Here is a 2867-nt window from a genome sequence, read left to right on the forward strand (position 1 = left end):
GCTTAGCAATTATTAAGTTTAGCTTAAAGCCCATTTCGATAAAATCCTTAATCGTTCTTTTATCGTAAAAAAGACAATTTGATATAAGGAAAAACAATGAGCGATATCATCGCATACAAACTAAATGGCGAAATAGTCGATACTCAAAGTATCGCAGGGCGTGAGAGTAGTGCTGAGCCTATCTATTTTGACAACTCAAAAGAGGCACTACACGTTATCAGACACTCCTGTGCACACCTCATGGCACAAGCTATCAAATCACTCTATCCAAAGGCGAAATTCTTTGTCGGACCAAACGTAGAAGATGGATTTTATTATGATTTTAGAGTTGATGACGAGGGCACGAAGCTAGGCGAGAGCGATCTAGCAGCGATCGAAGATAAGATGAAAGAGCTTGCTGAGAAGAAATTTGACATCGTTAAAACCTGCTCAACCAAAGCTAATATGAGTGAGAAATTTAAAAACGACGATCTAAAACAAGAGGTCTTAAAAAGAATTCCAGATGGCGAAGTGAGTAGCTACTCGCAAGGCGATTTTGAAGACCTTTGCCGCGGACCGCACCTACCAAATACTAAATTTTTAAAATTCTTCAAGCTTACACGCGTGGCTGGGGCATATCTTGGCGGCGATGAGAGCCGTGAGATGCTAACTAGAATTTACGGCACAGCTTATGCAGACAAAGAGAGTCTAAAAGAGCACATCCGCATCATCGAAGAGGCTAAAAAGCGCGATCACAGAAAGCTTGGCGTCGAGATGAAGCTATTTACATTTGATGAAGAAGTGGGCGGCGGTTTGCCTATCTGGCTGCCAAATGGCGGACGCTTAAGATCAAAACTAGAGCAACTCTTATACAAAGCTCACCGCGACCGCGGCTACGAGCCAGTGCGTGGTCCTGAGCTTTTAAAGGCTGACGTGTGGAGAAGAAGCGGCCACTACGCAAACTATAAAGAAAATATGTACTTTACAACGATCGATGAGACAGAGTATGGCATCAAGCCGATGAACTGCGTTGGTCACATCAAAGTCTATCAAAGTGACATCCGCTCTTACCGCGATTTGCCGCTTAAATTTTTTGAATACGGCGTCGTGCACCGCCATGAGAAAAGCGGCGTGCTTCACGGACTTTTCAGGGTTAGAGAATTTGCACAAGATGACTCACATATCTTTTGTATGCCAAGCCAGATCAAAGAAAATATCTTAGAAATTTTAAAATTTGCTGGCACGATAATGGAAAATTTTGGCTTCCACTATGAGATGGAGATATCAACCAAGCCAGCCAAAGCGATCGGCGGCGATGAAATTTGGGATACAGCTACAAAAGCGCTAAAAGAAGCTCTTGATGAAAATGGCTTTAAATACGGCATCGACGAGGGCGGCGGCGCATTTTATGGACCAAAGATCGACATTAAGATCACTGATGCGCTTAAGAGAAAGTGGCAGTGCGGCACGATACAAGTCGATTTTAACTTGCCAGAGCGCTTTGATCTAGGCTACATCGACGCAAATAACGAAAGACAGCGCCCTGTAATGCTTCACAGAGCCTTGCTTGGTAGTTTTGAGAGATTTATAGGAATTTTACTTGAGCACACTGCTGGTGAGCTACCATTTTTCATAGCTCCTACGCAAGTCGTCATCGTGCCTATTAGCGACGCGCATTTAGACTACGCAAAAGAAATTTCACGCGAGCTAAGAAAGATCAACGTCGATAGCGAGATCGCAAGTAAAAATGAGAGTTTAAATAAGAGAATAAGAACGGCAGAAAAACAAAGGGTGCCTATGATAGTCGTGCTAGGAGACAACGAAGTAGCGAACAAGAGCGTTGCGTTGCGCGACAGACAGGCTAGGACGCAGAGCGATATGAGCTTGGCGGAATTTATAAATTTAACGAAGGAGAAACTTAGTGAGGTACATTTTTGAGTAAGGAAAATGAAGTATTGCTCAATGAGGACATAAGGGCGAGAGAGGTAAGATGTGTAGGGGATGATGGCACGGCATACGGTGTCATCTCAAGAGATGAGGCTTTAGAGATCTCAAACAAGCTTGGGCTTGATCTAGTGCTTATAGCGCCAGATGCGAAGCCACCAGTTTGCAAGATAATGGACTATGGTAAATTCCGCTATCAGCAAGAGAAAAAGCAAAAAGAGGCCAAGAAAAAGCAAAAAACCATCGAGATAAAAGAGATAAAACTCTCTGTCAAGATCGCCCAAAACGATATAAACTACAAGGTTAAACACGCAAGCGAGTTTTTGCAAGATGGCAAACATGTTAAATTTCGTGTATTTTTAAAGGGTCGCGAGATGAGCACCCCAGAGGCTGGCGTAGCCATGCTTGAGAAGGTCTGGGAGATGATCAAAGATGAAGCTGACCGCGACAAAGAGCCTATAATAGAAGGTCGTTATGTAAATATGCTTGTAACTCCAAAAAAGGGTTAAATTCTCACAAAGAGCAGGCTAGGGCTTGCTCTTTTTTGCATTAAATTTTTAATACAAAAACTCATAAATAACTATTCCTCAAAAATTCCTATCATTTTTATATTTGCTAAATTTAAGCAAGGTGGCTTTTGGTGACTAAATTTGGACGAGAATTTTGGCTGGTTTTGATGAAATTTGTCAAATTTTATTTTTGCTTGCCATCACCAATACAGCCACTTGCCAAAAACAAAAACCTTCCTTTAAGGTAAAATTTTCACTTGCGATCTGGTTAAATTTGGCAACATCTGCTTATTTGTGACTTAAATTTAGCAAATTTTAAATTATCTTGTCCGAATTTTATTATCTTGCTGCCACTAGAAAAAGCGCTGTGCTGAAAACGTCTTGTGAGTTTTAAAATTTGTTTATAGCTTGTATGAGTGTTTTAGGCTAAATTTG

General features: G+C 41.4%; 2 protein-coding genes. Both read left to right on the plus strand.

What is annotated here, in order from left to right; translation table 11 throughout:
• The first annotated feature begins 96 nt into the window (after positions 1–96).
• A complete protein-coding gene (gene thrS / locus Q0296_RS01485; protein ID WP_298035843.1) occupies positions 97–1917 on the plus strand; it encodes a threonine--tRNA ligase in 1821 nt (606 codons plus the stop codon).
• Positions 1914–2432 carry a translation initiation factor IF-3 gene (gene infC, locus Q0296_RS01490; RefSeq protein ID WP_009295104.1) on the plus strand — a complete coding sequence of 173 codons (519 nt, stop codon included), beginning with the start codon at positions 1914–1916 and terminating at the stop codon, positions 2430–2432. The genes thrS and infC overlap by 4 nt, the downstream gene beginning before the upstream one ends.
• Positions 2433–2867 lie beyond the last annotated feature (435 nt).

The organism is uncultured Campylobacter sp., from assembly GCF_937890585.1.
In the GTDB taxonomy this organism is placed as follows: Bacteria; Campylobacterota; Campylobacteria; order Campylobacterales; family Campylobacteraceae; genus Campylobacter_A.